Origin of the sequence: Streptomyces sp. M41(2017), assembly GCF_002078175.1 — a bacterium.
Taxonomy (GTDB): Bacteria; Actinomycetota; Actinomycetes; order Streptomycetales; family Streptomycetaceae; genus Streptomyces.
The window spans coordinates 494,641-516,023 of sequence record NZ_MWFK01000003.1; the positions used below are offsets into that span (position 1 = coordinate 494,641).

The window sequence follows — 21,383 nt, forward strand, 5'->3', positions numbered from 1 at the left end:
GCTACGGCTACGGGCCCACCCGTACGCGCATCCCGCGCTAGAGCTCGCGCACCGGACGTGCCGGGTTGCCGACGGCCACGACACCGGCGGGGACGTCCCTGGTCACCACCGCTCCGGCGCCGATGACGCTGTTGTCGCCGATGGTCACACCCGGGCACACGATGACTCCTCCGCCGAGCCAGACGTTGTTCCCGATGGTGATGGGGCGGGCGGCTTCGAGCTTGTCCCGCCGCGGCTGCGGCTCCAAGGGGTGCGTGGGGGTGAGGAGTTGGACGTTCGGGCCGAGCTGGCAGTCATCCCCGATCATGATCGGCGCCACGTCCAGCGCGGTGAGGTTGTAGTTGACGAAGGTGCGTGCCCCGATGGTGATGTTGCTTCCGTAGTCGACGTACAGCGGCGGTCGCAGGTCGACCTCCTCGCCGACGGAGCCGAGCAGTTCGGCCAGGACCGGCCGGGAACCGGCGGCGTCCTCCAGGTAAGCGGCCTGGTAGCGGGCGGCCAGGCGCATGGCGCGCTGCTGTCGTTTCGCGATCTCCGGGTCGTCGGCGATGTAGAGGTCGCCCGCGAGCATGCGTTCCAGGTTCGAGCGCGGATCGTCGGCGAAGTAGTCAGGCGGCATGCGGACGAACGTACACGCCGGGGACCCTGCCGAAGGAGAGCGCCTCGGGTGCTCCCGGCGCCCGCCGTGCAGACTCGGTCAGGATGCCTGCGATGGCTCCCGGTGTCGTTCTTCATGCTTGTCCCCTGATCCGGCACGGCTTTGTCGCCTGATCCGGCACCGCACACCTCCCTCGGGAAATGGGGTGGCGTCGCTGACGCGGTGCACCGAGGTCGCGTAGCCCCCACCGGTCGCGCCGAGCGGCCCCGGCCCGACTGCTGCTCAGGTGGCGGTGTGATCCGGATGCCCGCCCGTCCGGCGCTTCTCCTTGAGCTCGGCCTCGAACAGGTGGTCCACTCCGTCGGCGAGTGCCCCGCGGATCGTGGCCTCGGCGTCCTTGAACGGCTCGTAGTACGTGGCGTTGTACGCCTCGACGATCTGGAACGTCCAGTGGCCGGGGATGACGTTGCGTCCCACGATGTTCCGCTCGACGCGGTCGGCCCACGCGGCGTGGCCCGCTTCGCGGAGCAGCCGCACCGCACGGTCCAGTTCGAAGTCGGCGCCGCCCGTCAGCTGATGGAACTCGTACAGGTGCCCGCGGGCCCGTTCGGTCGTCTCCAGCGCCTTCGACAGCGCCCCGAGCGCCTCCACCGTGGCGTCCGAGACACCGCTGGGGCGCCGGCGCGCGGGGGTGTAGCCCGTGTCGTGTTCGTTCATGGATCCATGGTGTCCCGATCGGCGCGGTCCTCACCTGCCGACACCCGATCGGGCCCATGTCCCCTGTTACTACGGCCCGACGGCCCACCGGCCGTCCCGGTGACCGTCGAACGCGCTCACCGCGGGCTGCGTTCGGCCTCCCGGGGAGGGGCCGCCGCCGCCCGAGCGGCGGGGCCCGCCGTCACGGTGCGGCGGACGTGGACCGGCGGGGCGGCCGCCGTCGCCAGGTAGGCGTGCGCCCTCGTGAGCGCGTCGGCGATCTCGCGGGTTCCCGTGGACACGCACAGCGTGTACGCGAGATCCCGCAGCCGCTGGCCGGGGGCCGTGGCCCCGGCCAGCGTCTCCTCGGCCAGGAGTGTCTCGTACTCCTCGACGAGCCGGTGCAGGGTGGTGGGGAGGGGCATCAGCATCGGTGCGGCTCCTTGCGTGCGGACGACGGTGTCATGAGGCGGACCGGCTGCGGGAGAACTGCCCGAGGGCTTCGTCGCGCACCTGGGCGCAGCTGCGGGTGATGAGGCGCGACACGTGCATCTGAGAGATGCCGAGGCGGTCGGCTATCCCACTCTGCGTCATGTCCTCGAAGAAGCGCATGTAGAGGATGGCCCGCTCCCGCTCCGGCAGCCTGCGCAGTTCGTTCTTGGCGGCCTCGCGGTCCACGACGACGTCGAACGAGGAGTCGGACTCGCCCAGGGTGTCGCCGAGGCTGTATCCGTCGTCGCCGGTGGCGAGTTCCGCGTCCAGGGAGAGCGTGCTGAAGCTCTCCAGTGCTTCGAGGCCGGCGGCGACCTCCTCCTCGGTGAGTCCCGTGTGGGCGGCGAGCTCCGCCGGAGTGGGTTCCTTGGTGCCGGGGCGCTCGAGGAGGTCGCGGCGTGCCACACGCACCCGGTTGCGCAGTTCCTGCACCCGGCGCGGTACGCGCAGGGCCCACATCCGGTCCCGGAAGTGGCGCTTCACCTCGCCGGTGATGGTGGGCACCGCGTAGCTCTCGAAGGCACCGCGGGCCGGGTCGAACCGGTCGACCGCCTTGATCAGCCCGAGCGCCGCGACCTGGCGCAGGTCCTCCAAGGCCTCGCCGCGGTCGCGGAAGCGGCCGGCGATGCGATGGGCCATGGGCAGCCAGAGGGCCACCAGCTCGTCGCGTGCGGCGTCGCGCTCGGGGCCGTCGTCCAGTGCCACCAGCCGCTCGAAGAGCGCGGTGGCCTCGGGGGAATCATCATGGTGACGGCGCGCCGCCGCGGAGGGCGGGGCGGAGGCGTCGTGGGGCTGCGGAGGGGCGGTGGTCATGTGTGTGGGCACGCGGATTCGCTCCTGAACGGGAGTCTCAGGACACGTCCGGGACGTACTCCGGGCGCGACCCGATCGGAAGTCTGGGTCACCGCGCGAGAGGTTGTCCGGCCCACGACGAGGTCGCAGCCGGCCGGGGAGATCCCCGCGCGGCTTGCGCCTCCAGTCCGAAGCACGAACGTCCGGGTTCCCCGGCGTCCCACCCGCAAACGCCGCGTTCGCGTCCGAGGAGGGGCCGCGCTGCGTGGCGCGCGTTCCGCGAACGGGTCGCCGCGACTCCCCCACCCGGCCCGGCACCCTTTGTCACCTGCGGCGGGACGGGCCGCGGGGAACTCCGTACGGGACGGCGTGGACACCGGAGAGCCGGGGGCCGTCCGCCAGAAAAGGAGCAAAGGATGGCTGACCACGACGACTTGGGGCGCTATCGCGGCAAACGCGACTTCACTCGGACCGGGGAACCCCGGGGTGGCGGAGAGGGCGGGGCCGAGGAGCCGCACTTCGTCGTGCAGATCCACGACGCCCGCCGCCTGCATTTCGACTTCCGCCTCCAGGTCGGGGATGTGCTGAAGTCCTGGGCCGTGCCGAAGGGGCCTTCGACGGATCCGAGGGACAAGCGGCTCGCCGTGCCCACGGAGGACCATCCGCTGGAGTACGAGGACTTCGAGGGGGTGATCGCCCGGGGCGAGTACGGCGGCGGAACGGTCATCGTCTGGGACCACGGCACCTACCGGCCGCGAAGCCACGACCGGGGCGGCAGGCCCGTACCGTTCGACGAATCCCTCGACCACGGACACGCCACCTTCTGGCTCAACGGTTCGAAGCTGCGCGGTGAGTACGCCCTGACCCGGTTCCGCGGCGGCGAGGACGGCGGGGACGAGGAGGCCTGGCTGCTGGTGAAGGCGAAGGACGACCACGCCGAGACCGGTCACGGGACGCCCGACCCGCACCGCGCCCGCTCGGCACGCAGCGGACGCACCCTGCGCCAGGTCGCGGACGAGGCCGAGGAGTCATGAGAGACCTCTGCGCCACGCCGACCGGGAAGCAGGGGCTTCCGCCGTCCGGTGCCCGGTCCTGAGCGGCGCAGCCTGTTCGGCCGTACCTCAATGGCCCGGAAAGCGTGGTTTGTGCCAGCCTGGACACAGCACCGACCGGGTGAACGGCACGGGCCGTCGTCCGAACGTCCCCCACAGAGGCGAGGCCTGACATGAATTCCGGCTCGGCACGCCGCACAGCCCCTCCGCCCGACCGTCACACATCGGAGATCACCCTGCGGGTGAACGGCGCACCGCACACGCTCACCGTCGACCACCGTTCGGTCCTCCTGGACGTGCTGCGGGAGCGTCTCGGTCTCGTCGGCGCGAAGAAGGGGTGCGATCACGGCCAGTGCGGTGCCTGTACGGTCCTGGTCGACGACCGGCGGGCCAACAGCTGTCTGCTGCCCGCCGTGGCCCAGGACGGGTGCCGGATCACCACGATCGAGGGGCTGTCCGGGGACTCGGAGGATCTGCATCCGCTGCAGCGCGCCTTCGTCGACCGCGACGCCCTGCAGTGCGGTTACTGCACCCCGGGCCAGATCTGCAGTGCCGTGGGTGCGCTCGGCGAGGCGGAGGCGGGGCATCCCTCGCACGTCACGGACCCGGCCTCGCCCTCCGGCCGTTCGGTCCCGATGAGCCGGGACGAGATCCGGGAGCGGATGAGCGGAAACCTCTGCCGGTGCGGCGCCTATCCGCACATCGTCGAAGCCATCGAGGACGTGACCCGGTGAAGCCTCTCGGATACGTACGTGCGGACAGTGTCGAGGAGGCCGTCGCGGAGTTCGCCGCCCGTCCTGGGGCGCGCTACCTCGGAGGCGGCACCAACCTCGTGGACCTGATGAAGCTGGGTGTGGAACGCCCCACCGTCCTCGTCGACATCAGCAGACTGCGTCTCGACACGGTGGAGGAGACGGCCGACGGCGCGCTCCGCGTCGGGGCCACCGTCCGCAACAGCGATCTCGCGGCTCATCCGCTGGTCCGCGACCGCTATCCGGTGCTCTCGCAGGCGGTCCTGGCAGGCGCTTCCGGGCAGCTGCGCAACATCGCCACCACCGGGGGCAACCTCCTCCAGCGCACCCGCTGTTCGTACTTCCAGGACACCGGCAAGCCGTGCAACAAGCGGGAGCCCGGCAGCGGTTGCGGGGCCAGGGAGGGCGTTCACCGGGAGCACGCGGTGCTCGGTCACTCCCCCGAATGCATCGCCACCCACCCCTCGGACATGGCCGTCGCGCTGGCCGCCGTCGACGCGCACGTCGAGCTGTTCGGAGCCGACGGCGCCCGCACGCTCCCGGTCACCGAATTCCACCGGCTGCCCGGCGCCCACCCGGAGCGGGACACCGAGATCCGGCCCGGCGAACTCATCACCGGTGTGGTGCTCCCCGCCGGCACGGCCGGGGTGCCGTCCCTGTACCGCAAGGCCCGCGACCGGGCGTCGTACGCGTTCGCTCTCGCGTCCGTCGCGGCCGTGCTCCGGGTGGAGGACGGCATCGTCCAGCACGCCGGAATCGCCTTCGGTGCCCTGGCCCACCGCCCCTGGCGTGCCCGACGCGCCGAGGAGGCGCTGCTCGGCGCGGCCGCCACGGAGGACGCCTTCGGGCGGGCCGTGGACCTCGAACTCGAAGCGGCCCAGCCCCTGCGCGACAACGCCCACAAGGTGCGTCTGGCCCGTAACCTCGCCGTGGACGTCCTGACCCGGCTCGCCGCGCCCGCCATCGCCTGAACCGGCTCCGGAGCGCTCCCGGCCCCGGCATCACAAGGAGGACCGTCATGGCCCACACCGACACCGTGCTCGGTACGGAAGCCGAACGCCGGGAGGGCCCCGACAAGGTGAGGGGCCGGGCGCGTTACGCGGCCGAGCACAGCGCCGCCGGCCGCGCGTACGGCCGCCCGGTGCCCGCCACCGTCGCGAGCGGTTCGGTCCGTGCGATCGACACGGCGCCGGCGCTGGCCGTTCCCGGTGTGCTCGCGGTGCTCACTCCCGAGGACGCCCCCCGGCTCGCCGAGGCGGACGACCCCACCCTCTCCGTCCTGCAGAACTCGGACGTACCGCACCGCGGCTGGCCGGTCGCCCTGGTCGTCGCGGAGACGATCGAGGCCGCCCGGGCCGGCGCCGCGGCGGTGCGGGTCGAGTACACGACGCGGGACCACGACGTCACGCTCACGGACGGCCACCCTGCGGGGTACTTCCCCGAGGAGGCCAACGGCGGCCATCCGGGACAGCGGGAACAGGGAGACCCAGAAGGCGCGTTCGCGTCCGCTGCCGTCCGCGTCGACGTGGCCTACCGGGTGTCACCGCTGCACAACCACCCCATGGAACCGCACGCGGCCACCGCGCGCTGGGACGACAGCCGCCTCGTCGTGCACGACTCCAGCCAGGGCTCCACGGCCGTACGTGCCACGCTGGCCGGACTGTTCGGGCTCCGCGAGGAGCAGATCACGGTGACGGCCGAGCACGTCGGCGGCGGCTTCGGCTCCAAGGGCACGGCACGCCCGCACGTCGTGCTCGCCGCCATGGCCGCACAGCGGACCGGACGCCCTGTCACCGTCGCCCTGTCCCGGCGCATGATGCCCGCGCTGGTCGGCCACCGGGCCCCCACCCTGCACCGCCTGCGGCTCGGTGCCACCGAGGACGGCACGCTCACCTCACTCACGCACGAGGTCACCACCCACACCTCTCGCATCAAGGAGTTCGTGGAGCAGGCGGCCGTACCGGCGCGCATCATGTACGCATCGCCCAACACCAGCAGCACGCACCGCGTCGTGCCGCTGGATGTACCGAGCCCGTCCTGGATGCGCGCCCCCGGAGAGGCACCGGGCATGTTCGCCCTGGAGTCGGCCGTGGACGAACTCGCCGTGGCCCTCGGCATGGACCCTGTCGAGCTCCGGATCGTGAACGAGCCGGACACCGAACCCGACAGCGGCCGCCCCTTCAGCAGCCGGCATCTCGTCGAGTGCCTGCGGGACGGCGCCGAGCGCTTCGGCTGGTCGCGGCGCGACCACCGGCCGGGTTCCCGCTCCGAAGGTGCCCTGCTGCTGGGATCGGGCGTGGCGGCGGCTACCTACCCGGTCCTCGTGTCGCCCTCCACGGCCGTCGCGCGAGCACGCCCCGACGGGACCTTCTCGGTCGGTCTCAACGCGACCGACATCGGCACCGGTGCCCGGACGGTGCTCGCGCAGATCGCGGCCGACGCACTCGGCGTCCCACTGGCCCGGGTCGACACCGAGATCGGGAGCAGCGACCTGCCGTCGGCCCCGCTGGCCGGCGGTTCCTCGGGCACCGCGTCCTGGGGGTGGGCCGTCCACGAGGCCTGCACCCGGCTGCGCGCGTCCCTCGCGGAACGTTCGGGACAGGTGCCCGCCGAGGGTCTCGCGACGAGGGCCGACACGACGGGAACCGCCGACGCGGACAGCGCCTACGCGCGCCATGCCTTCGGCGCCCACTTCGCGGATGTCGCGGTGGACACGGTCACCGGCGAGGTCCGGGTGCGCCGGCTGCTCGGCGTGTACGCGGCCGGACGCATCCTGAACGCCCGGACCGCCCGGTCCCAGTTCATCGGTGGCATGACCATGGGGCTGGGTATGGCCCTCACGGAAGGCAGCACCATGGACCCGGTGTTCGGCGACTTCGTCGAATCGGACCTGGCGGCCTACCACGTGCCCGCCCACGCGGACGTGCCGGCGATCGAGGCGCACTGGATCGACGAGGAGGACCCGCACCTCAATCCGATGGGCAGCAAGGGCATCGGGGAGATCGGGATCGTCGGGACCGCGGCGGCCATCGGCAACGCCGTCCACCACGCCACCGGAACGCGGTACCGCGAACTGCCGCTCACCCCGGATCGGGTGCTGGCCGGTCTGGGATGAGCGAAAGCCCGCGGTGCCCACCGCGTGCGGGCCCGGTGTCCACACCGTGCAGGACCGGACGGGCCGGGCACTCCGGCACATCCTGATCGTCCGGACTGGTTTGGACAGGGCTCAGCCCGGTAGACCGCAGTGAGGTGGGTTGCTGGCCAATCGCTCCCGGGAGGGTTCGGCAGTGAGCCCACCACCGGCCGCCCGATCGGCATCACTGGCGGGCGGCCGGCCACCTTCTTCCCATTCTCGGCAGCCGCTTCGGGGCGCGTGGAACGGGCTCAGGCCCCGTCCGACATGACCTGGTCGCGCAGTGAGGCACAGCAGCTGCTGATCAGGCGCGACACGTGCATCTGCGAGACGCCGAGCTCCTCGGCTATGCCGCTCTGCGTCATGCCGCGGAAGAACCGCAGGTAGAGGATGGTCTGCTCACGTTCGGGGAGCCGCCGCAGGGCCGGTTTCACGGCTTCGCGGTCGACGACGAGGTCGTATCCGGCGTCGGTCTCCCCCAGCGCGTCCGCCAGCGAGTAGCCGTCGTCGCCGTGGGTGAGTTCGGCATCCAGCGACAGGGCCGCGTAGCTGTCGAGCGCCTCCAGGCCGCTGCCGACCTCTTCCTCGGTCAGCCGTGTGTACGCCGCGATCTCGGCGACGGTCGGCTGCCTGCCGGTGTTCGCCGCCGCCAGGTCCTTGATGGCCGCACGTACCCTGTTCCGCGCCTCCTGGACGCGGCGCGGCACATGCATGACCCACATGTGGTCACGGAAGTGACGCTTGATCTCGCCCGCGATGGTCGGCACCGCATAGCTCTCGAAGGCGTTGCCCCGATCCGGGTCGTACCGGTCCACGGCCTTCACCAGCCCGAGGGCGGCCACCTGGGTCAGATCCTCCAGCGCCTCGCCCCGCCCTCGGTAGCGGCCGGCGATGCGCTCCGCCATGGGCATCCAGGCCTGGACCACCTGGTCCCGCAGGGCATGCCGCTCGATGCCGTCCGGAAGCCGGGCGAGCCGCTCGAACGCGGCGTCGGTGTCGGGGGAGTCGTCGTGCGGCCTGTGCTTCACAGTGCTTGTGGTGATCATGTGCAGACAGCTTCCTGAGAGGTTGCTGACGGACAGAACACCGTGGGTGGGGCCACAGCACAGCACCGTCGGGACACACCCGCGCTGTGGAGCTCACCGCTCCCACGGACGTGCCTCCTGTCCGAAGCACTGAACTCCAACGTACATCTTTTATGACCTGAATAGCCCCCTTCGGGCGTATCGTCACCAAGCGTGACGATACGGTCGCCGTGATCGACTGCCGCTCGGACTCCCGGCGAGGGCGCTCCTGCCGATCGCTCCACCTGCCGCCCGAGGCCTGGACCTGATGCGGGTGAGTCGTTCGCTCCTGTCCGCGGCCCGGAGGACCTCGCTCGGCTCCGGCTGGTCTCCCGCACCGGGCCGGTCTCCGGCAGCCGGGGCGTCGCACGCCTGTGCGGAGCCGCCGGTGCGCCGGCGGCCCGGCTTCCCTCAACACGTGGGCCGAGGCGGCCGGTTCAGGTCACTCCTCGGCCGACCGACGGGACAGGCGTTTCCCCGTTGACGGCCGGGGCACCCGGGGCTCCGGCGATCACCCGTCCGTGATGCCCCGCGAATCCAGAAGGAGACACATGCTCTTCCTCGTCGCCGCGCTGCTCCTCCTCGGCGTTGTGGTCGGTGCCGCAGCCCATCTGCCGTTGCCGGTCACGCTGGTGGCCGCCGTGGCCATCGGCTGTTGGCTGCTCTTCTACGGGCTGCGCAGGCACCGGATCGGCACGTCGCAGGACACGGCCTCCTACCGGGGCGGGGAGGCGCGATGAGCCAGTCCACCCAGGAAGCGACGCGAACCCGGTCCCGGCGCGACCCGTACAGCCTCGCCGTGGCGTCCTTCGTCCTCGGCCTGGTCGGCCTGCTGGTCTTCAACATCGTGCTCGGCCCGACCGCCGTCGTCCTCGGCCTGGTCGCCCTGCACCGCGGCACACTGCATCGCCACCGGGCCTACCTGGGGATCCTGCTCGGGGTCGCCGACCTGGTCGTACTCGCCGCCGTCACGGCGGCCGACAACAGCGTCGCCTGGCACATCTGAGGCGGGCGCCCTGCCCGGCGTGGTCCGCGGACCACGCCTCAGGGGGCGTCACCCGCCCAGTCGAAGAACATCGGGTCCCCGGGACGCGGGTCGTACAAGGCCCGCGCTCCCGGGCCGAACTGGCCCAGCTCCGTCTCCAGCGCCACGCCGGCGGATATCTCCTCCGGCGTGCGGCCGGTGATGTCGAGCAGCAGACCGTCCAGCGGTCCGCCCACCAGCTCGGCATAGTCCCGGCCGCGCTGCGGGCCCTGACGGGGGTCGTCGTGGTCCGCGCCGTAGACCCGGCCGCGCAGCAGCTGTTCGTCGTCCTTGTCCATGCCCTCCACCATCGCAGCCGCCACTGACATCGCGAGTCGTGCCGGTGTCGACACACCTCGTCCCCGCCGCCGTCCGACGGCACGCGCGGCACGTCCGGACGCCGCTCTCCGCAGGGGACATGGCCCCTCGGGGTGCCCACCCCCGCTGCTCCGATCGGGTGAAGCGCGGGCGCCCGGTTCGAGGGCTCTTTCCGGGCGACCGCGGGGTCCGGATTCACCCGCCGCGCGTCTGTCCGCGGGTCCCGTCGGCGCTTCGGCCGCGCAGTGCGGCGAGCCGGCGCCCGGCGGGGCCGAGGCTGCGGCCGCGGTCCAGCAGCCCCTCCCAGGGTTTGGTGCGTGCCTGCTCGACGGCGTCGGCGATGGTCCAGTGGCGGGCGTCGAGGTCCGGATCGTCGAGTTGGCTCCAGGAGATGGGGACGGCCACGGGGGCGCCGGGCTTCGGACGGACGGTGAAGGGCACCACGACGGTCTGCGCGTACGCGTTGCGCTGCACGTCGAGATAGAGCCGGTCGCCGCGGTCCTTCTTACGGGCGGCCGTGGTGAGGCGGTCGGGGTGTGCCTCCGCCAGGGTCTCGGCGACGTCCTTGGCGAACGCGCGGACCTCGTCGAAGTCCTGGTGTCCGTCGAGCGGCACGACGACGTGCAGGCCACGCGAGCCCGTGGTCATCGGTGCCGAGGGGAGTTTCAGCGTGTCGAGGAGTTCGCGCACCGCCCGGGCCGCTTCGCGTACGGCGGCGAAGTCGCCCTCCGTCGCCGGGTCGAGGTCGATGACGAGCCTGTCGGGACGTTCGACGTCGCCCGTCTTCGACAGCCAGCGGTGCAGGGTGAGGCAGGCCTGGTCGGCGAGGTAGACGAGGGTCGCGGTGTCCCCGCAGACGGGGTGGAGGACCGTTCCGCCCTCCTTGCGCACCTCGACCCGCTCGATCCAGTCCGGGTAGTGGTCCGGCGTGTTCTTCTGCATGAAGCGGGGCCCGTCGATCCCGTCCGGGTACCGCTCCAGCATCAGGGGGCGGCCCCTCAGGTGGGGCAGCATGAAGGGGGCGACGGCGCGGTAGTACGCGACGAGGTCCCGCTTCGTGTACTCCTTGCCGCTCCCACTCGCCGGGAAGAGCACCTTGTCCGGCCGGTGCAGGTCGAGCGTGCGGCGGCCGACCCGCACGGTGTGGGTGCCGGAGCCGGCCATCGCCACATCCTTCCGTCGTCGTTCGGGCGGCGCGGAAGCCGCCGTACCCGCTCTCCACGCAACACCGCGGGCGGACGTCCTGCCACGGGAAGGGGCGCACGACTCCGCGTTCCGCCCGGCCGACGGCCGGTTTCCGAGCGACCGGTCCGTGGCGGCCGTCCGTGCGCGCGGGTACCCGGCTGCCTCGCCCCGTAACGCGCGCACCGCGGCCCGTGGACCGGGGCCCTCCGGCTTGCCCTTGACCCGCACGTCAGGGTTTAGCGTGCCTCGGCCGGTGGGGCGACGGTCCGCCCGACGTACGCACCGGTTCGCCTCTCGCCCTCGTCCGAACCCGGAGTCGTCCCATGTCCGTTCATGCACCGCCCACCACCCGCGAGATCCACCTTGTCGGCGCGCCCGTGGGGTTGCCGGGCCCGGAACACCTCGCCGTCGTCGAGACGGCGATGCCCACTCCACGGGCGGGCCACGTCATCGTCCGCAACCGGCACTTCCTCGTCTTTCCAGGGTTGCGGACGCTCATCGGGGGCGAGGTCGAGGGGGTCCCGTTGCCGCCCGTCCATGTCGGCGACGCCCTGTTCGGACCCGCCGTCGGGGAGGTCGTCACCGTGGGCGCCGGCAGCGCACTGCGCCCCGGCGACCTGGTCTCTCACCTGCGCGGCTGGCGGGAGCACGCCCTGCTGAGCGACGACGACTGCGTGCCGCTGAGTGACGTGCTGGACGACCCCGTCGCGTTCCTGTCGTCCGGGGCCGCCGCGTACGCGGCGCTCACCCGGCTCGCCGGCGTGCGTCCCGGCGACACCGTCCTCGTCACCGGAGCCGCGGGAGCCGTCGGGAGTCTCGCGGGCCAAGTGGCCCGCCTCCTGGGCGCCGAACGGGTCGTGGGCACGACCCGTTCGGCGCGCAAGGCCGAACGGCTCACGGCCGACCTCGGCTACGACGCGGTCGTGGTCCCGGGCACGGCACCGTTCGCCGAACAGCTCGCCGCCGCGGCACCCGACGGCATCGACGTACTCCTCGACACCGTCGGCGGGGAACAGTTGACCGCGGCCGTCGGCGCGGCACGGCGGGGCGCGCGGTTCGCGTTGGTGGGCGCGCTCTCCGGGCAACTGTCGGCCGACCGCGACGGCACCACCGCGCCCGCGGAGATCGACACGTTCCGTGTCATCACGCTGGGGATCACGCTGCGGGGATGCAGCAGCTCGGATCTCGGCGGAGCGGCCGAGGAGTGGAACACGCGCTTCGGGGACTGGCTGCGCTCCGGTGAGATCGTCTTCCCCCATGTCCGGATCGCGGGCATCGATCGCGCGCCCCGGGCGTTGCAGGAACTGTTCGAGGGGCGGCACACCGGAACCGTCGTCGTGGACGTCACGTAGGCGCTCGGTTCCACGGGACCGTGGACTCCCGCGTCCTCGAAGGTCGTCGACGCGGCACCGGGTGGAAGCGGGGAGCGGATGCGGATCGGGGATGCGGCCGCAGCGGCCGGCACGACGGCACGTGCGCTGAGGTTCTACGAGGAGCGCGGGTTGCTGCCACCACCGCGGCGCACGGCGGCCGGGCAGCGTGAGTACGGTCCCGGCGACGTCGCCCGGGTGAGGGTGATCCGGGACCTGCTCGCCCTCGGCCTGACGGTGGAGGACCTGTGCAGCCTCGCCGACCGCATCCCCCTGCTCGTCGACGACCCGCGCAGACGGTGTTCCGGCAGCACGGACAGTCCCGGAACCAGCGTCGTCCACCGCCGACTGGCCGCGCTGGACGCCGAGATCGACCGCCTCACCAGGCTGCGCACACGCCTGGCCGCTCGGACCGGCCGCACGACCGACCGATCCTGAGGGGCACACCGGACGGCGGCGGCGCAGTGGGTGCCGCCTTCGCGATCGGTCACGACGGCCGGTGTCCAACACTTGGGGACCGCGCCAAGGCCTGCACGATCAGGGCCAGTTGTTGCGGCCGCGTGAAATCCCTCCGCGCGACGTGCTGCGGCTGCTGGTCCGACGCCCTTCGCCGCGATCTCGTCATTGACGGATCGGAGAATCGATTCGTACGATCGCGACCGGCATTGAGCGTCAGCGTCAAGCCCTGGCTCGCTGACCGGCAACCCTCCTCCGCGGTGGGGTGCTCCAGGTGAAAGCCCGGCGTGGTCGCCCGACCCCGCAAGCGCGAACCCCCGGCAGGGGGCGGAGACAGGGAGGCCCGGCGTGCGGAACGACAGCAGCGACCTGAGCGCCTCGATCGCGGCCGCGGCGATGTTCTCCGGGTTCTCGCGCCGCCGCCACATCGACCTGGAGCGCTCCGCCAGCTGCCTGTGTCGCGGCTGACGACACGCTCGACGGGCCGCCGCACGTAGTCGGCTCCTTCCTGGGCTGCGAGCAAAACCCCTGTTCCCCTCGGCCGTGCGAGGTCGGCGTGCGCACACGCACGCGCCGTCGACGCGCCCCTCCCCCGCCCGGCCGGGCCTCGACGCTTCGAGGTGGCCCGGACCCGAGCCACCGAACCGACCTTGTCGTCCGATCGGTGCCGCCCGTCCACGGCTGCGCCGTCCCGCTTCGCCCTGTCCGCACCGGACCGGCGCAGCGACTCTGGAGTAGGAGAACCCTTCCGTGACATCCCATCCGGACACCCGATCCGCCCGATGGACGGCAGCCGCCGCTGTCGTGACGAGCGGCATCCTGCTGAGCGGCTGCTCGTCGAGTGACGGCACCGGTTCGAGCGGCGCCGACGCCCGGGCCAGGTCCGGTGGCACGCTGACCTTCGCGGTGGGGTCCGACGCCGGGTGCGTGGACCCGCAGCAGGTGGGCAGCAACGACAGCATCTACTCCGTGCGCCAGATCGTCGACTCGCTGACCGACCAGGACCCCCGGACCGGCAAGATCGTGCCCTGGCTGGCGAAGAGCTGGGACATCAGTTCCGACACGACGACGTTCACCTTCCACCTGCGCTCGGGCGTGACGTTCAGCGACGGCTCCCGGCTGACCGCCCAGGTGGTCAAGGACAACTTCGACGCCGTACCGAAGCTCGGCGCCCTGGCCACCCTCGCCCAGGGCTATCTGAGCGGGGTGCGGAACACCACCGTGGTCGATCCGAGCACCGTCCGGGTGACCTTCAAGAAGCCCAACGCGCAGTTCCTCCAGGCTACGTCGACCCACTCGCTGGGCATCGAGTCGTCGGCGAGCGTGAAGCTGAGCCCGCAGGAGAAGTGCAGCAAGGGAGTGGCCGGCTCGGGGCCCTTCACGCTGTCGGCCTACGTACAGAACCGCTCGGTCACGTTGAGCAAGCGCGCCAAGTACGCCTGGGGTTCCTCGCTGTGGGCCAAGAAGGGCGAGGCGTACCTGGACAAACTCGTGTTCAAGGTCGTGCCCGAGGCGGGCGTGCGGAGCGGGAGCCTGCAGTCGGGTCAGGTCGACGCGATCGGCAGCGTGGGCAAGGCCGACGAGACGGCACTCAAGGGCGGTGCGGTGAACCTGCAACGCCGGGCCAACCCCGGCGTCGTGTTCAACCTCGGTCTGAACAACTCCCGCCCCCTGCTCAAGGACGCGAAGGTGCGTAAGGCCCTGCAGCTCGCCGTCGACCGGCAGCAGATCGTGGACGCCGTCTTCCCGACGGGAACCGAGCCGGCCACCAGCGTGCTGGCGCACACGACACCGAACTACGCGGACCTCGGACCGGACCTGTCCTTGGACGCGGCGAAGGCCAAGTCGCTGCTGGACGCCGCCGGTTGGAAGACCGGGAGTGACGGCGTCCGGACGAAGGGCGGCACCAAGCTCCGTCTGACCGTCAAGTGGTTCGCCAACGCGGCCACCAACCAGCCGGCGCTGGAGCTGATCCAGCAGCAGCTGAAGGCGGTGGGCGTGGACGTCGTGCTCAAGCAGCTCCAGATCACCCAGTTCGCCCCGACGCTCCAGTCGGGCGACTTCGACGCGGTGTGGGGCAACGTCACACGGGCCGACCCGGACATCCTGCGCAGCTCCTACTCCACCGAGCTGGCCAACTTCTACCACCTGCCCGCGAGCCCGCTGGACACCGCGCTGAACCAGCAGGCGGCGACCGCTGATCCGGACCGGCGCGGCGAACTGGTGAAGACCGCACAGGAGTTGCTCATTCGGAAGGCGTACATCATTCCGGTGGTGGAGCTGGAGACCCAGTTGGGTGTGGCCAAGAAGGTGCACAACCTCGACTTCGACGCCTCCAGCCGCATCCAGCTGCACGACACGTGGATCGGCTAGCGGCCGGCATGCGTCGCTATGTGATCAAACGTATCGCGCAGGCGGTCGGGGTGCTGTGGGCGGCCTACACGGTGTCGTTCCTGGTGCTGGACTACCTGCCCGGCGATCCGGTCTCGGCGATGGCCGGCGCCGGAGCCGACTCGGGGCAGGTCGACCCGGCTCAACTCGCCGCGCTGCGCCACCAGTACGGCTTCGACAAGCCTGTGCCGGTCCAGTACGCCGAAGCGCTCGGCCGCGCGGTGCGCGGGGACTTCGGGGACTCCGTGTCCACGGGCCGCCCGGTCACCTCGTCGCTCGGCGACGCCCTCCCGCAGACCCTGCAGCTGACGGGCGCGGCCCTGCTGCTGGCCGTGGTGCTCGGGGGCGGCGTCGCCCTGCTCGCGACGTACACCACGCGACGCTGGCTGCGGCAGCTCCTGCTGTCGCTGCCCCCGCTGGGTGTGTCCGTCCCGACGTTCTGGGTCGGCCTGCTGCTGGTCGAGGTCTTCTCCTTCCGGGCGAGGCTCTTTCCCGCGTTCGGCAACGACGGGCTGCGCGGGCTGGTGCTGCCCGCCGTGACGCTGGCGATCCCGACCGGCGCACTGGTCGCGCAGGTGCTGGCGAAGAGCCTCCTCACGGCGCTGGACCAGGCCTATGTGGAGACCGCGCGGGCCAAGGGCGCGGGACGGGTGCGGATCCATCTGCGGCACGCGCTGCGCAACGCGTCGCTGCCCGCGCTGACCGTCGTGGGACTGCTGGCCGGGCAGCTGATCGCCGGCTCGGTGGTGGTCGAGACGGTGTTCTCCCGGGACGGCCTGGGGCGGGTGACCGCCGCCGCGGTCGCGGCCCAGGACATCCCACTGGTCCAGGGGGTCGTGGTGTTCGGGGCGCTGATCTTCGTGTCCGCCAACCTGATCGTCGACCTCGTCTATCCCGTGCTGGACCCGCGGATCGTGGTCCATTCGAGGAGGAAGGTGAGTCCCGCATGAGTCAGACCCTTGCCGAGGACGTGGCCTCGGGAGCGGCCACCGGCCTCGCCCGAGCGGTCGATCCCGGCCCGGGGGCGGGTACCGAACCAGGTACGGAAGGTCCCGGTCCCGGCGCCGGACGTCGGCGGCTCCTTCGCTTCCTGGTGCGCCGTCCCGGGCTGCTGGCATCGGCGCTGGTGGTGGTGCTGATCGTCCTCGCGGCCTTCTGGCCCGACCTGTTCACCTCACGGGACCCGCTGCACGGGGTGCCGTCGGAGAACTTCCGCGCCCCCGACGGCGCGCACTGGTTCGGCACCGACGAACTGGGGCGCGACGTCTTCTCCCGTGTCGTGCACGGCGCCCAGCTGTCGTTGAAGGCGACGCTGCTCGCGGTGGCTGTCGCGTTCGTCGTCGGCGGGCTGACCGGGCTCGTCGCCGGGTTCGTGGGCGGCTGGGTCGAGGACGTGCTGATGCGTGTCGTGGACGTCCTGCTGTCGATCCCCTCGCTGTTCCTCTCCCTGGCGCTGGTCACGGCGCTGGGCTACGGGACGGTGAAGGTCGCCGTCGCCGTCGGGATCGCGAGTGTGGCCGGGTTCGCCCGGGTGACCCGGGCCGAGGTGCTCCGGGTCCGGCAGGCGGTGTTCGTCGAGGCGTCACGGTCGTGCGGTGCCCGCTGGTACACGGTGCTGGGCCGGCACGTCCTGCCCAACGCCGTCGGTCCGGTGATCGTGCTGGCGACGCTCGACTTCGGCGCCGCCGTCCTGGCCGTTTCGTCGCTGAGTTTCCTCGGCTACGGAGCACCGCCCCCCGCCCCGGAGTGGGGCACCCTGATCGCCGACGGCCGCAACTACATGGCCAATGCCTGGTGGCTCACCGCTCTGCCTGGTCTGGCGATCGCGGCCACCGGGCTGGCCGCCAACCGCATCGCGAGGGCGCTGGACGGCGAATGGTCCCGGCAGCGATGAAAGCCCTCCGCACGACACGGACCCACGACGCCGAGACGAGCACCGCCGTGACGAACACGCCCCCGCCGAGCGACCCCTCGAAAGACCGCGCGAACGACCGCGCGAAGGACCGACCCGCCGCCGAACCGCAGGACGAGGGCACCCCTCTACTGCGCGTACGGGACCTGTCGGTCTCGTACCGCACCCGCGGAGGCACCGTACGAGCGGTGAGCGGGGTCGACCTCGACGTGTGGCCGGGCCAGGTGACGGCGGTCGTCGGGGAGTCGGGCTCGGGCAAGAGCACGACGGCGCACGCGATCACCCGGCTGCTGGCGGCGAACGGGAGCATCGACGCCGGAACGATCCGCTTCGGCCGCCACGACGACCTCACCGCGCTCTCGGAGCGCGAACTGCGGGCCGTACGCGGCACGAGCATCGGCCTGGTGCCCCAGGATCCGACGGTGTCGCTGAACCCCGTCAAGCGCATCGGGGAGCAGGTCGCCGAGGTGCTGCGCATCCACGGCCTGGCCTCACGGCGCTCCGCCGCGTCCGAGGCGGTCGGCGTTCTGGAGCGCGCCGGAATGCCCGATGCGGCCACCCGCGCCCGGCAGTACCCGCACGAACTGTCCGGCGGGATGCGACAGCGTGCCCTGATCGCCGTCGCCATCGCGGGCAGGCCCCGGCTGATCATCGCCGACGAGCCGACCAGCGCCCTGGACGTGACCGTGCAGCGCGTCATCCTCGACCATCTGGAGCACCTCGCACAGGAGTCGGACACCGCGGTCCTGCTGGTGACGCACGACCTGGGCGTCGCCGCCGACCGGGCCGGGCGGATCGTCGTCATGTCCCAGGGCCGCGTCGTGGAGGCCGGCCGCACCGCCGATGTGCTGGAGAACCCACAAGACCCCTACACCAGGCAGTTGTTGGCCAGTGCGCCGAGCCTGAACACCGCCCGCCCCCGCGTCACGGTCGCCGGGGCCGCCCCGTCCGCGCGCCCTGACGACACACCCCTGCTCGAACTCCGCAACGTCGTCAAGGAGTTCAGGCTGCCCGCCGCCCCCGACGCACCGCGCACCCTGCGCGCGGTCGACGACGTCAGCCTCACACTGCGCCGCGGCCGCACGCTCGCGCTGGTCGGCGAGTCCGGCTCCGGGAAGTCCACCACCGCCCGGCTGGCACTCCGGCTGACCGATCCGACCGACGGGCGGGTCCTGTTCGACGGCGAGGACGTCACCGACGCCCGCGGTTCGCGGGCCAGGCAGCTCCGCAGGCGAGCCCAACTCGTCTACCAGAACCCGTACGCCTCGCTGGATCCCCGGTTCTCCGTCGGCGAAGTGATCACCGAGCCACTGCGGGCCTTCAGGGTGGGGGACGGTGCCTCCCGTCGGGCCCGGGCGCGCGACCTGCTCGACCGGGTCGCCCTCCCCGCCTCGATGCTCGGCCGCCGCCCGGCGGAGCTGTCCGGCGGGCAGCGCCAGCGCGTGGCGATCGCCCGCGCGCTCGCCCTGTCGCCCGACCTGGTCGTGTGCGACGAACCGGTGTCCGCGCTCGACGTGTCCGTCCAGGCCCAGGTCCTCGACCTGCTCGCGGAACTGCAGGCCGACACCTCGGTGGCGTACCTCTTCATCTCGCACGACCTGGCCGTCGTCCGGCAGCTCGCGCACGAGGTCGCGGTGATGCGGTCCGGTCGTATCGTCGAGACCGGTACCACCGAGGAGCTGTTCACCGACCCCCGTCACGACTACACCCGCGAGCTGCTCGCCGCGATCCCCGGCGGCCGGCATTCCCTCCCCGCCGTCTCCGCCGCGCCCTCCGTCGCCCGGCGGACCCCGCCCGGGAGCGACTCCGTCGACCTGATCAAGGAGCACATATGACCGTGCAGGACAGTCCGACAGACCTCCACGCCTTCACCGAGGCCTGGCAGGAGTGGCACAGCCGTCAGGAGGCCCGGCTCGCGGATCCGCACGGCTTTCTGGCGATCACCGGTCTGCACTGGCTCAGTGAGGAGCCGCAGCGCTTCCCCGACGCGCCCGGCGCCTGGCGGACCGGCGCGGACGGGGTGACGGTGGTCCTCGGCGAGGGCGAGGAACTCGTTCTCGGCGACACGACCGTGCGGGGCGAACACCACTTCGGGGTGCTGCCGGAGCGCAGCAGCGTCAACGCCGTCTGGGGCGACGCCGTGATCGAGGTGGCCAAGCGCGGCGGGCACGACATCATCCGTCCACGGCATCCCGACACGCCTCTGCGGGCCGCCTTCACCGGCACGCCCGCCTACGCTCCGCACCCGCGCTGGACCGTGACCGGTCGCTACGAAGCGTTCGACACACCACGTCCGACGACGGTGGGAGCCGCGGTCGAGGGCCTTGAGCACGTCTACGACGCGCCGGGAAGGATCAGCTTCGAGCTGGACGGGCGGGAGTTGGCGCTCACCGCGTTCCCCGGCCACGCGGCCGGCAGCCTGCTCGTCCTGTTCACCGACGCGACCTCGGGTGTCACCACCTACGCCGCGAACCGTGCCCTCGCGCTGGACCCGCCGGCCGAGGACGGCACCGTCACCCTGGACTTCAACCGGGCCACGAACCTGCCCTGCGCGTACACGGACCTGGCCACCTGCCCGCTGCCTCCGGCGGAGAACCGGCTGCCGCTGGCGATAGACGCCGGCGAGAAGATCCCCTACGAGCGCGGGGGGTCATGACCCGCGCCTGACCTCAGGGTGCCGGTGCCGCTCCGACGACGGGGCGGGCGCCGGCGCCCCGCGCGGCGGGCGGGCATCAGGACCCCGCTCGTGTGGCCTCCGCGCGGACGGGCGCGGACCTCAACTCGCCCTGGACCCCGTCAGCGCCACGTCCCGCCCGGCCCGCTCGTGTTCCACCCGGGCCGTCTCCAGGAGCCGTCGCCAGGAGGTGACCGTAGGGCGCCTTCGGAGCAGGGCCCGGCGTTCGCGTTCCGTCATGCCGCCCCACACGCCGTGCTCGATGCGCTGGTCCAGCGCATAGGAGAGGCACTCGGTGAGAACAGGGCAGCCACTGCACAAGGCTTTGGCGCGGTTCTGCGCCGCACCCTCGACGAACAGCTCGTCAGGGTCGGCCTTGCGGCACAGCCCTCGGTCGCTCCAGTCGGTGCTCGCCATCTCGTGATGCCGTCCTCTCCCCTGGCCCCGCGCCTGCGAGTTGCCCCCTTGCCGTGAGCAACAGGCATATGACACTACGCCTTTCGAGGATCGTCACTCTATCTGCAGTCCGTCACCACACCTTCGGGTGATCGAAGCTTGCCTCCGGCACGCGAAAGCGCTAGAGAAGCGCATCCCGGATCAAACAACGCCGGAAGATCGGCAGAGGACGACGCGTCGAGGTGCCGGATTCGATTGATCCCGATCCCGAGCAGCCCGTTTCCGACGGTCTCAGCGGTCGGAACGGAGCTTCTTCTCCGACGTGGCGCGCACGACGGCCACCAGAGCCGCCGTCACGAGCACGGCGGGGATCGCCGGCGCCCCGAGACGGGCCCAGCGGACGGCGAGACCGCCGAGGGCCGCGCCCACGGGGATGAGGGCGACGATCAGGGCGACGTGCCGGTCGAACGTACGGCGCTGCACGACGTCCGCGACCAGTCCGGTGATGGCCCCGGTCATGTACGCCGTCGTCTCGGCACCCCCGGTCACGATCCGGACGCCGCCGTTCTGGCATCCCATGGCCAGCGAACTGGCCGCCAGCAGCGCCGCCCGTTGCGTCGCCCCCGGCTCGCCGCCCACGCCGAGCCAGAAGATCCACACCCCCCACAGCAGCACGCACTCGGCCATGAGGGCGGCCCGCGCTCCCCCGGTCCGGTGACGCCGTCGTCCGAGCCCCACCGCCGCCCTGCTGCCGAGCACCACACCCACCACGTAGGCGACGATCGCCAGCGCCGCGAGACGGGTCGTTCCGGGATGCCCGCCGCCGAGGCCCAGCCCGAGCAGGGCGAGGTTGGCGGTCATGACGCTGGTGAACACCCCGCCGAGCACCAGGAACCCGACCGCGTTGACGCAGCCGGCGGCCGCGGTCAGCAGGTACTGCGCCGTCCGGTCCAGCGCCGGAGCGGAGGGGTGGCCGCGATCGGCGGGCATGGCTCCTCCGTTCGCCGCTGCGTGTGCCGTCGTACGTCGCCGGGGCGGCCCGCGGACGTCCGACAGCGGTGTGGCGGGAGCCGCCGGA

The 21,383-nt window shown here is 72.1% G+C and carries 23 protein-coding genes and 1 riboswitch; of the genes, 14 read left to right on the forward strand and 9 right to left on the reverse strand.

Translation table 11 applies throughout. The features are described 5' to 3' along the window. Positions 1–37: 37 nt before the first annotated feature. From B0675_RS38940 to B0675_RS38955, 4 genes are all read right to left on the reverse strand, one after another. A complete protein-coding gene (locus tag B0675_RS38940; protein WP_081224491.1) occupies positions 38–619 on the reverse strand; it encodes a sugar O-acetyltransferase in 582 nt (193 codons plus the stop codon). A gap of 261 nt (positions 620–880) precedes the next feature. Next, positions 881–1,315 carry a hypothetical protein gene (locus tag B0675_RS38945; protein ID WP_081224492.1) on the reverse strand — a complete coding sequence of 145 codons (435 nt, stop codon included), beginning with the start codon at positions 1,313–1,315 and terminating at the stop codon, positions 881–883. Between the two features lie 116 nt (positions 1,316–1,431). Further along, positions 1,432–1,725, reverse strand: coding sequence for a DUF5133 domain-containing protein (locus tag B0675_RS38950; protein ID WP_081224493.1), 294 nt, complete (start codon positions 1,723–1,725; stop codon positions 1,432–1,434). A gap of 31 nt (positions 1,726–1,756) precedes the next feature. Next, on the reverse strand, positions 1,757–2,599 hold the full coding sequence (locus B0675_RS38955) for a SigB/SigF/SigG family RNA polymerase sigma factor (RefSeq protein ID WP_081224494.1): 843 nt from the start codon (positions 2,597–2,599) through the stop codon (positions 1,757–1,759). Positions 2,600–2,994: 395 nt separating this feature from the next. Between B0675_RS38955 and B0675_RS38960 the strand changes: the two genes are divergently transcribed. The 4 genes from B0675_RS38960 (at position 2,995) to B0675_RS38975 (ending at position 7,497) form a co-directional block, all read left to right on the forward strand. Continuing rightward, positions 2,995–3,612, forward strand: a complete 618-nt coding sequence (locus tag B0675_RS38960) for a DNA polymerase ligase N-terminal domain-containing protein (RefSeq protein WP_081224495.1) — start codon at positions 2,995–2,997, stop codon at positions 3,610–3,612. 191 nt (positions 3,613–3,803) lie between these two features. Continuing rightward, positions 3,804–4,364 (forward strand): 2Fe-2S iron-sulfur cluster-binding protein, encoded by a 561-nt coding sequence (locus B0675_RS38965; protein WP_081224496.1) that lies wholly within the window; start codon positions 3,804–3,806, stop codon positions 4,362–4,364. Then, complete coding sequence (locus B0675_RS38970) at positions 4,361–5,353, forward strand: xanthine dehydrogenase family protein subunit M (protein WP_081224497.1); 993 nt, start codon at positions 4,361–4,363, stop codon at positions 5,351–5,353. The genes B0675_RS38965 and B0675_RS38970 overlap by 4 nt, the downstream gene beginning before the upstream one ends. A gap of 47 nt (positions 5,354–5,400) precedes the next feature. Further along, the gene (locus B0675_RS38975; RefSeq protein ID WP_081224498.1) at positions 5,401–7,497 is read left to right on the forward strand and encodes a xanthine dehydrogenase family protein molybdopterin-binding subunit; all 2,097 of its coding nucleotides are present in this window, start codon (positions 5,401–5,403) and stop codon (positions 7,495–7,497) included. 269 nt (positions 7,498–7,766) lie between these two features. Here B0675_RS38975 and B0675_RS38980 read toward each other — a convergent pair whose 3' ends face one another. After that, positions 7,767–8,561 carry an RNA polymerase sigma factor SigF gene (locus B0675_RS38980; protein WP_081224499.1) on the reverse strand — a complete coding sequence of 265 codons (795 nt, stop codon included), beginning with the start codon at positions 8,559–8,561 and terminating at the stop codon, positions 7,767–7,769. 569 nt (positions 8,562–9,130) lie between these two features. Here B0675_RS38980 and B0675_RS38985 point away from each other — a divergent pair. Both B0675_RS38985 and B0675_RS38990 read left to right on the forward strand, forming a co-directional pair. After that, the gene (locus tag B0675_RS38985; protein WP_081224500.1) at positions 9,131–9,319 is read left to right on the forward strand and encodes a hypothetical protein; all 189 of its coding nucleotides are present in this window, start codon (positions 9,131–9,133) and stop codon (positions 9,317–9,319) included. Further along, on the forward strand, positions 9,316–9,585 hold the full coding sequence (locus B0675_RS38990; protein ID WP_081224501.1) for a DUF4190 domain-containing protein: 270 nt from the start codon (positions 9,316–9,318) through the stop codon (positions 9,583–9,585). Before B0675_RS38985 ends, B0675_RS38990 begins: the two co-directional genes overlap by 4 nt. 38 nt (positions 9,586–9,623) lie before the next feature. On the opposite strand, the gene B0675_RS38995 is transcribed toward B0675_RS38990, so the two are convergent. Together B0675_RS38995 and ligD are read right to left on the reverse strand one after the other, a co-directional pair. Further along, complete coding sequence (locus B0675_RS38995) at positions 9,624–9,902, reverse strand: hypothetical protein (protein WP_081224502.1); 279 nt, start codon at positions 9,900–9,902, stop codon at positions 9,624–9,626. A gap of 214 nt (positions 9,903–10,116) precedes the next feature. After that, positions 10,117–11,085, reverse strand: coding sequence for a non-homologous end-joining DNA ligase (gene ligD / locus B0675_RS39000; RefSeq protein ID WP_081224503.1), 969 nt, complete (start codon positions 11,083–11,085; stop codon positions 10,117–10,119). Between the two features lie 344 nt (positions 11,086–11,429). Here ligD and B0675_RS39005 point away from each other — a divergent pair, with 344 nt between their 5' ends. The 8 genes from B0675_RS39005 (at position 11,430) to B0675_RS39035 (ending at position 19,891) form a co-directional block, all read left to right on the forward strand. Next, a complete protein-coding gene (locus B0675_RS39005) occupies positions 11,430–12,458 on the forward strand; it encodes an NADP-dependent oxidoreductase (protein ID WP_081224504.1) in 1,029 nt (342 codons plus the stop codon). A 78-nt stretch (positions 12,459–12,536) separates the two neighbouring features. Beyond that, the gene (locus B0675_RS39010; protein WP_081224505.1) at positions 12,537–12,914 is read left to right on the forward strand and encodes a MerR family transcriptional regulator; all 378 of its coding nucleotides are present in this window, start codon (positions 12,537–12,539) and stop codon (positions 12,912–12,914) included. 223 nt (positions 12,915–13,137) lie between these two features. Beyond that, positions 13,138–13,248: riboswitch (SAM riboswitch) on the forward strand. 32 nt (positions 13,249–13,280) lie between these two features. Then, a complete protein-coding gene (locus B0675_RS42640) occupies positions 13,281–13,400 on the forward strand; it encodes a putative leader peptide (protein ID WP_323178221.1) in 120 nt (39 codons plus the stop codon). A gap of 282 nt (positions 13,401–13,682) precedes the next feature. Next, entirely contained in the window at positions 13,683–15,305 is a 1,623-nt protein-coding gene (locus B0675_RS39015; RefSeq protein ID WP_081224506.1) for an ABC transporter substrate-binding protein, read from the forward strand. Positions 15,306–15,313: 8 nt separating this feature from the next. Continuing rightward, positions 15,314–16,273, forward strand: coding sequence for an ABC transporter permease (locus B0675_RS39020; RefSeq protein WP_081224507.1), 960 nt, complete (start codon positions 15,314–15,316; stop codon positions 16,271–16,273). Beyond that, on the forward strand, positions 16,270–17,217 hold the full coding sequence (locus B0675_RS39025; RefSeq protein WP_081224508.1) for an ABC transporter permease: 948 nt from the start codon (positions 16,270–16,272) through the stop codon (positions 17,215–17,217). The genes B0675_RS39020 and B0675_RS39025 overlap by 4 nt, the downstream gene beginning before the upstream one ends. After that, complete coding sequence (locus B0675_RS39030; RefSeq protein ID WP_081224509.1) at positions 17,199–19,070, forward strand: ABC transporter ATP-binding protein; 1,872 nt, start codon at positions 17,199–17,201, stop codon at positions 19,068–19,070. The genes B0675_RS39025 and B0675_RS39030 overlap by 19 nt, the downstream gene beginning before the upstream one ends. Next, positions 19,067–19,891: a DUF1684 domain-containing protein gene (locus tag B0675_RS39035; RefSeq protein ID WP_081224510.1), complete on the forward strand. Its 825-nt coding sequence runs from the start codon at positions 19,067–19,069 to the stop codon at positions 19,889–19,891. The genes B0675_RS39030 and B0675_RS39035 overlap by 4 nt, the downstream gene beginning before the upstream one ends. Before the next feature lie 120 nt (positions 19,892–20,011). On the opposite strand, the gene B0675_RS39040 is transcribed toward B0675_RS39035, so the two are convergent. Next, positions 20,012–20,326, reverse strand: a complete 315-nt coding sequence (locus B0675_RS39040) for a WhiB family transcriptional regulator (protein WP_081224511.1) — start codon at positions 20,324–20,326, stop codon at positions 20,012–20,014. A gap of 270 nt (positions 20,327–20,596) precedes the next feature. Beyond that, complete coding sequence (locus B0675_RS39045) at positions 20,597–21,295, reverse strand: YoaK family protein (protein WP_081224512.1); 699 nt, start codon at positions 21,293–21,295, stop codon at positions 20,597–20,599. Between the last annotated feature and the right edge of the window lie 88 nt (positions 21,296–21,383).

Coding starts and splice junctions, on each gene's coding strand:
- B0675_RS39030 (WP_081224509.1), top strand. CDS start 17,199: ATGGTCCCGGCAGCGATGAAAGCCCTCCGCACGACACGGACCCACGAC.
- B0675_RS38985 (WP_081224500.1), top strand. CDS start 9,131: ATGCTCTTCCTCGTCGCCGCGCTGCTCCTCCTCGGCGTTGTGGTCGGT.
- B0675_RS38960 (WP_081224495.1), top strand. CDS start 2,995: ATGGCTGACCACGACGACTTGGGGCGCTATCGCGGCAAACGCGACTTC.
- B0675_RS38955 (WP_081224494.1), bottom strand. CDS start 2,599: ATGACCACCGCCCCTCCGCAGCCCCACGACGCCTCCGCCCCGCCCTCC.
- B0675_RS39005 (WP_081224504.1), top strand. CDS start 11,430: ATGTCCGTTCATGCACCGCCCACCACCCGCGAGATCCACCTTGTCGGC.
- B0675_RS39035 (WP_081224510.1), top strand. CDS start 19,067: ATGACCGTGCAGGACAGTCCGACAGACCTCCACGCCTTCACCGAGGCC.
- B0675_RS38945 (WP_081224492.1), bottom strand. CDS start 1,315: ATGAACGAACACGACACGGGCTACACCCCCGCGCGCCGGCGCCCCAGC.
- B0675_RS38990 (WP_081224501.1), top strand. CDS start 9,316: ATGAGCCAGTCCACCCAGGAAGCGACGCGAACCCGGTCCCGGCGCGAC.
- B0675_RS38995 (WP_081224502.1), bottom strand. CDS start 9,902: ATGGACAAGGACGACGAACAGCTGCTGCGCGGCCGGGTCTACGGCGCG.
- B0675_RS39010 (WP_081224505.1), top strand. CDS start 12,537: ATGCGGATCGGGGATGCGGCCGCAGCGGCCGGCACGACGGCACGTGCG.
- B0675_RS39020 (WP_081224507.1), top strand. CDS start 15,314: ATGCGTCGCTATGTGATCAAACGTATCGCGCAGGCGGTCGGGGTGCTG.
- B0675_RS39025 (WP_081224508.1), top strand. CDS start 16,270: ATGAGTCAGACCCTTGCCGAGGACGTGGCCTCGGGAGCGGCCACCGGC.
- B0675_RS38965 (WP_081224496.1), top strand. CDS start 3,804: ATGAATTCCGGCTCGGCACGCCGCACAGCCCCTCCGCCCGACCGTCAC.
- B0675_RS38940 (WP_081224491.1), bottom strand. CDS start 619: ATGCCGCCTGACTACTTCGCCGACGATCCGCGCTCGAACCTGGAACGC.
- B0675_RS39045 (WP_081224512.1), bottom strand. CDS start 21,295: ATGCCCGCCGATCGCGGCCACCCCTCCGCTCCGGCGCTGGACCGGACG.
- B0675_RS38950 (WP_081224493.1), bottom strand. CDS start 1,725: ATGCTGATGCCCCTCCCCACCACCCTGCACCGGCTCGTCGAGGAGTAC.
- ligD (WP_081224503.1), bottom strand. CDS start 11,085: ATGGCCGGCTCCGGCACCCACACCGTGCGGGTCGGCCGCCGCACGCTC.
- B0675_RS39040 (WP_081224511.1), bottom strand. CDS start 20,326: ATGGCGAGCACCGACTGGAGCGACCGAGGGCTGTGCCGCAAGGCCGAC.
- B0675_RS38975 (WP_081224498.1), top strand. CDS start 5,401: ATGGCCCACACCGACACCGTGCTCGGTACGGAAGCCGAACGCCGGGAG.
- B0675_RS38980 (WP_081224499.1), bottom strand. CDS start 8,561: ATGATCACCACAAGCACTGTGAAGCACAGGCCGCACGACGACTCCCCC.